We start from the raw sequence: 5,284 nt of genomic DNA on the forward strand, positions 1-5,284 counted from the left end.
ACGCAGCTTCGCGACAACAAGCTCGATGCGCTGGAGGCCGGCGCCCCCGAGATGATCGTCACCGCCAACATCGGCTGCCAGACCCACCTGGCGAGCGCCCGGCGCACCGCCGTGCGCCACTGGGTGGAAATCGTCGACGCTGCGATCGGCTGAAGCATTTACCGGCACCAGGCAACGACACAACGACAACGACAACGACAACGACACAAGGAAACCACGATGAAAACCAAAGCCATACTGAGCCACACCGATGTGATCGCCATGCTCGACGCCGCGCAGCAGGAGGCCGGGCGCCAGCAATGGGCGGTCACCATCGCCGTGGCCGACGATGGCGGCCACTTGCTCGGCCTTCGCCGTCTCGACGGCGCCGCGCCCTTCAGTGCCGAGGTGGCCACCCACAAGGCGCGCAATGCCGCCGTCGGGCGCAAGGAGACTCAGGTGTTCGAAGACATGATCAACGGCGGGCGCACGGCGTTCGTATCGGCACCGCTCACGGGCATGCTCACCGGCGGGGTCCCGGTCATGGTGGAGGGCCAGGTGATCGGCGCCGTCGGCGTTTCCGGCGTCAAGCCCGAACAGGACGTGCAGATCGCCAAGGCCGGCGTTGCGGTCATCGGCTGAGCATCAGGTACGTCGACAAAGCCCTGGGCGAAGGCTCGGGGTTTTCGCGTGCACGATCGAAAACAACGCAAGACATTCGAGCGAAGAGGGCTCGAAGAAGATGGATATATAAATAGAGGGAAGATACTGCAGGAAGGAAAATCGATGGCGGACCGGACGAGACTCGAACTCGCGACCTCCGGCGTGACAGGCCGGCATTCTAACCGACTGAACTACCGGTCCACTCTAGAATCGACCACTTGATCGCGGTTCAGGCGCTTTCAAATGGTGGGTGGTACTGGGTTCGAACCAGTGACCCCCAGCTTGTAAGGCTGGTGCTCTCCCAACTGAGCTAACCACCCGGTGACCGCATCGAAGATGCTGGGTCATTGTGTATCATCGTGGCGGACCGGACGAGACTCGAACTCGCGACCTCCGGCGTGACAGGCCGGCATTCTAACCAACTGAACTACCGGTCCACATGGCGACGATACGGGGCAACAAACGTGATAATGGCGGACCGGACGAGACTCGAACTCGCGACCTCCGGCGTGACAGGCCGGCATTCTAACCAACTGAACTACCGGTCCACTACATTCACGGTTACTGCTGACACGTGTCCAACCCATTGCATGGTGGGTGGTACTGGGTTCGAACCAGTGACCCCCAGCTTGTAAGGCTGGTGCTCTCCCAACTGAGCTAACCACCCGCTGGTCACGTGGCGCTGCATTCTACAGGGTTCGGTCCGGGTGTCAATACGCTCGTTGAATTTTTGATTCAAATTAGCGTGTTGCCGCCTTCGCACGATCCACTGCCCGAGCGCCGACGCAGAATGCCGCAACAGCTCCGTCGCGTCAATCAAAACTGTCACAAAGCGCGTGTCACAAAGCATGGCGCGGTTTCCTGCCACAGGCTATTCAGCTTGGCACCGTGCTAGGCTAGACTCGCCCAGGGCCGCCCCCGGTGCCGCCCTCGATCACCGCGTCATGGAGACGACCTTGTCAAACCTTCCCGCCTATAACTACACCGTGGTGCGCCAGTTCGCGCTGATGACCGTGGTGTGGGGCATCGTCGGCATGTCGGTGGGGCTATGGCTTGCCGCCCAGTTGGTCTGGCCGGAGCTCAACCTGGGGCTTCCCTGGACGAGCTTCGGCCGGCTGCGGCCCTTGCACACCAACCTCGTGATCTTCGCCTTCGGCGGCTCGGCGCTGTTTGCCACCTCCTACTACGTGGTGCAGCGCACCTGCCAGACACGACTCTACAGCGACCGCCTCGCCGCCTTCACCTTCTGGGGCTGGCAGGCGGTGATCGTCTCGGCACTGGTGTCGCTGCCGCTTGGCCACACCACCACCAAGGAGTACGCCGAGCTCGAGTGGCCGATCAGCCTCCTGCTGGCGGTGGTGTGGATAAGTTACGCCATTGTGTTTCTGATGACGCTCAAGCGGCGCGCCACCTCGCACATCTATGTCGCCAACTGGTTCTACGCCGCGTTCATCCTGACCGTGGCGGTGCTGCACATCGTCAACAACGCCGCCCTTCCGGTCACGCCGATGTACTCCATCTCGCTCTACGCCGGCGCGGTGGACGCCATGGTGCAGTGGTGGTACGGCCACAACGCGGTGGGCTTTTTCCTCACCGCCGGGTTTCTGGGCATGATGTACTACTTCGTGCCCAAGCAGGCCGAGCGGCCGATCTACTCCTACCGGCTGTCGATCGTCCACTTCTGGGCGCTGATCATGATCTACATGTGGGCCGGGCCCCACCACCTGCACTACACGGCGCTGCCGAGCTGGGCCCAGTCGCTGGGCATGGTGATGTCGATCATCCTGCTGCTGCCCTCCTGGGGCGGCATGATCAACGGCATCATGACGCTCTCCGGGGCCTGGCATAAACTTCGTACCGACCCGATCCTGCGCTTTCTGGTCACCGCGCTCACCTTCTACGGCATGGCGACCTTCGAGGGGCCGATGATGGCGATCAAGACCGTCAACGCCTTCTCCCACTACACCGACTGGACCATCGGTCACGTCCATTCCGGGGCGCTCGGCTGGGTGGCGATGATCACCATCGGTTCGCTCTACCACATGATTCCGCGCCTCTACGGGCGCACCCGAATGCACTCCACCGCGCTCGTCTCGCTGCACTTCTGGCTCGCCACCGTCGGCACGGTGCTCTACATCACCGCGATGTGGGTCAACGGGGTCGTGCAGGGGCTGATGTGGCGGGCGATCAACGCCGACGGCACCTTGATGTATCGCTTCGTCGACGCCGTCGAGGCGAGCCATCCGGGCTACGTGGTGCGCCTTCTGGGCGGCGCGCTGTTTCTGGCGGGCATGCTGGTGATGGCCTACAACGTCTACCGCACCCTCGAGCGCCAGAAGACGCCAGAGCGCGCGCTCGAGCCCGTCGGAGACCGCCATGAAGCATGAGCTGGTCGAGAAGAACACCGGCCTTCTGGGCGCGCTGATCCTGGTGGCGATCAGCTTCGGCGGGCTTGCCGAGATCGTGCCGCTGTTCTTCCAGAAGGACACCACCGAGCCCGTGGAAGGCCTCAGGCCGCTCACCGCCCTGGAGCTCGAAGGGCGTGACATCTACCGCCGCGAAGGCTGCGTGGGCTGCCACTCGCAGATGATTCGCCCGTTTCGCGCCGAAACCGAGCGCTATGGCCACTACAACGTGGCCGGCGAAGGGCTTTACGAGCACAACTTCCTGTGGGGCTCCAAGCGGACCGGACCGGATCTCGCCCGGGTGGGCGGGCGCTACAACGACGAGTGGCATCGCCGGCACATGTACGACCCGCGCGACGTGGTGCCGGAGTCGATCATGCCCGCCTACCCGTGGCTGTTCGAGCGCACCCTCGACGGCCGCGCGACGCCGGCCAAGATGCGCGCCTTGAAGCGCCTGGGCGTGCCCTACTCCGAGGAGGAGATCGCCGCCGCCCGGGCCGAGGTCGAAGGCGTACCCGAGATCGACGCCCTGATCGCCTACCTGCAGCAGCTCGGCACGGTGCTGGAGGGCGCGCGCTGATGGATAGCGGCACCTTGCGCGGCGTGATCACGCTGATCCTGCTGCTCGCGTTTCTCGGCATCGTCGTCTGGGCCTACTCGCGACGCCGCCGGGAGGCCTTCGACGAGGCGGCCAACCTGCCCTTCGCCGACGATGAGCGCGATGCCCGTCAGGACGAGCCCGGGGAGCGTCCATGAGCGCGCTGTGGGACGACGCCCTGCCCGGTTTCTGGAGCGCCTGGATCATCGTGCTGACGCTGACCACGCTCGGGCTCGTGGTGTGGATCGTGGTGGCCAACGACGGGCGCGCCCCCGGCGCGAGCCAGGACGCGCCCGCCGATACCGGGGCCGACGGCATCGAGGAGTACGACCACCCGCTGCCGAGGTGGTGGTTCTACCTGTTCGTGGCCACCGTGGTCTTCGCCCTGGCGTACCTGCTGCTCTACCCGGGGCTCGGCAACTTTCGGGGCTTGCTGGGCTGGACCCAGGAGGCCCAGTGGGAAGAGGAGATGGCCAGGGCCGACGAGCGCTTCGGGCCGATCTTCGCCCGCTACCAGGACGTGCCGATTCCCGAGCTCGCCCGGGACGAGGCGGCGATGCAGATCGCCGGGCGCATCTTCGCCAATAACTGCGCCATGTGCCACGGCGCGGGCGCCCAGGGCGGCGACGGCTTTCCCGACCTGACCGACGACGACTGGCTCTACGGCGGCGATCCCGAGGCGCTCGTCACCTCGATCGCCGAAGGCCGGCGCGGCGTGATGCCCGCCTGGGCGCAGCTCGGTGACGAGACCCTCGAGGCACTCACCCAGCACGTGCTGGCGCTCGCCGGGCGCGACCACGAGATTGATCTCGCCACGCGTGGCGGTGAACACTTCGCCCGTTTCTGCGTGGCCTGCCACGGCGCGGACGGCACCGGCAACCAGGCGCTCGGCGCGCCGAACCTGACCAACGACATCTGGCTCTACCGGGCGCCCGGGCAGAGCGTGGCAGACGCGATCCACCAGACGCTGGCCGAAGGGCGCCGCGGCCACATGCCGCCCCAGGCGCCGTTCATCGGCGAGCAGCGCGTGCACCTGGTGGCCGCCTACGTCTACAGCCTGCGCCTGCGCTCGCCGGGCGAAGCGCCGAGCGTCGAGTGAGCGGCTTCTGACGTAACCCGAGGCAACGAAGCCCGGCGCGATCGTTGCTATGCTAGCCCACACCCCTTGTGAGACGACCCGGAGCCGATGCAGCCGATACCCGCCCAGGACATCACGCCCTCTGCCACCGCGCCACCGCGCGGGCGGCTCTACGTGCGCGAGAGCAAGGGGCGCTTCCAGCGCCTGCGTCGGGTCCTGAACGGCGTCTTGATGACGGCGTTCCTGCTGCTGCCGTGGCTCTCCTGGCGGGGCCAGGCGCTGGTCTGGCTGGACATCGCCGGGCGCGAATTCCACCTGTTCGGCGCCACTTTCCACCCGCAGGAGTTCGTCGTGCTGGCGCTTGCGTTCATCGCCGCCGCCTTCGGGCTGTTCGCCGTCACCGCTCTGGCGGGGCGGGTGTGGTGCGGCTACACCTGCCCCCAGAGCGTGTGGAGCTTCGCCTTCATGTGGGTGGAGCACCGCCTGGAAGGCGCGCGCCACCGACGCCTGCGCCGCGACCGCAACCCGACCGCCGCCCATCGCCTGCGCAAGGTGCTCAAG

The 5,284-nt window shown here is 66.0% G+C and carries 6 protein-coding genes, 5 tRNA genes and 1 pseudogene; 7 read left to right on the top strand and 5 right to left on the bottom strand.

What is annotated here, in order from left to right:
* Together glcF and BIS11_RS10200 are read left to right on the top strand one after the other, a co-directional pair.
* Positions 1-153 (top strand): annotated as a pseudogene (gene glcF / locus BIS11_RS10195) (glycolate oxidase subunit GlcF); the annotation flags it as partial.
* Between the two features lie 66 nt (positions 154-219).
* Positions 220-621, top strand: a complete 402-nt coding sequence (locus tag BIS11_RS10200) for a heme-binding protein (RefSeq protein WP_253425066.1) — start codon at positions 220-222, stop codon at positions 619-621.
* Between the two features lie 145 nt (positions 622-766).
* On the opposite strand, the gene BIS11_RS10205 is transcribed toward BIS11_RS10200, so the two are convergent.
* The 5 genes from BIS11_RS10205 to BIS11_RS10225 all read right to left on the bottom strand — a co-directional run bounded on the left by BIS11_RS10205 (position 767) and on the right by BIS11_RS10225 (position 1,309).
* Positions 767-843 (bottom strand) — tRNA-Asp (locus tag BIS11_RS10205).
* Between the two features lie 43 nt (positions 844-886).
* A tRNA-Val gene (locus tag BIS11_RS10210) sits at positions 887-962 on the bottom strand.
* A gap of 40 nt (positions 963-1,002) precedes the next feature.
* Positions 1,003-1,079: transfer RNA gene (locus BIS11_RS10215), tRNA-Asp, on the bottom strand.
* A 34-nt stretch (positions 1,080-1,113) separates the two neighbouring features.
* A tRNA-Asp gene (locus BIS11_RS10220) sits at positions 1,114-1,190 on the bottom strand.
* 43 nt (positions 1,191-1,233) lie between these two features.
* Positions 1,234-1,309 (bottom strand) — tRNA-Val (locus BIS11_RS10225).
* A gap of 277 nt (positions 1,310-1,586) precedes the next feature.
* Between BIS11_RS10225 and ccoN the strand changes: the two genes are divergently transcribed.
* From ccoN to BIS11_RS10250, 5 genes are all read left to right on the top strand, one after another.
* Positions 1,587-3,029 (top strand): cytochrome-c oxidase, cbb3-type subunit I, encoded by a 1,443-nt coding sequence (gene ccoN, locus BIS11_RS10230; protein WP_253425061.1) that lies wholly within the window; start codon positions 1,587-1,589, stop codon positions 3,027-3,029.
* On the top strand, positions 3,019-3,627 hold the full coding sequence (ccoO, locus tag BIS11_RS10235) for a cytochrome-c oxidase, cbb3-type subunit II (RefSeq protein WP_253425057.1): 609 nt from the start codon (positions 3,019-3,021) through the stop codon (positions 3,625-3,627). The genes ccoN and ccoO overlap by 11 nt, the downstream gene beginning before the upstream one ends.
* Entirely contained in the window at positions 3,627-3,803 is a 177-nt protein-coding gene (locus BIS11_RS10240) for a cbb3-type cytochrome c oxidase subunit 3 (RefSeq protein WP_253425055.1), read from the top strand. The genes ccoO and BIS11_RS10240 overlap by 1 nt, the downstream gene beginning before the upstream one ends.
* Positions 3,800-4,744, top strand: a complete 945-nt coding sequence (gene ccoP / locus BIS11_RS10245) for a cytochrome-c oxidase, cbb3-type subunit III (protein WP_253425052.1) — start codon at positions 3,800-3,802, stop codon at positions 4,742-4,744. Before BIS11_RS10240 ends, ccoP begins: the two co-directional genes overlap by 4 nt.
* A gap of 87 nt (positions 4,745-4,831) precedes the next feature.
* A partial coding sequence (locus BIS11_RS10250; protein WP_253586004.1) for a 4Fe-4S binding protein occupies positions 4,832-5,284 on the top strand: 453 nt, incomplete at its 3' end.

The organism is Halomonas sp. 707D4 (assembly GCF_024158685.1).
In the GTDB taxonomy this organism is placed as follows: Bacteria; Pseudomonadota; Gammaproteobacteria; order Pseudomonadales; family Halomonadaceae; genus Vreelandella.

What these genes read in the sequence shown, in the direction of transcription:
- BIS11_RS10200 (WP_253425066.1), top strand. Translation starts at nt 220, where the DNA reads ATGAAAACCAAAGCCATACTGAGCCACACCGATGTGATCGCCATGCTC.
- ccoN (WP_253425061.1), top strand. Translation starts at nt 1,587, where the DNA reads ATGGAGACGACCTTGTCAAACCTTCCCGCCTATAACTACACCGTGGTG.
- ccoO (WP_253425057.1), top strand. Translation starts at nt 3,019, where the DNA reads ATGAAGCATGAGCTGGTCGAGAAGAACACCGGCCTTCTGGGCGCGCTG.
- BIS11_RS10240 (WP_253425055.1), top strand. Translation starts at nt 3,627, where the DNA reads ATGGATAGCGGCACCTTGCGCGGCGTGATCACGCTGATCCTGCTGCTC.
- ccoP (WP_253425052.1), top strand. Translation starts at nt 3,800, where the DNA reads ATGAGCGCGCTGTGGGACGACGCCCTGCCCGGTTTCTGGAGCGCCTGG.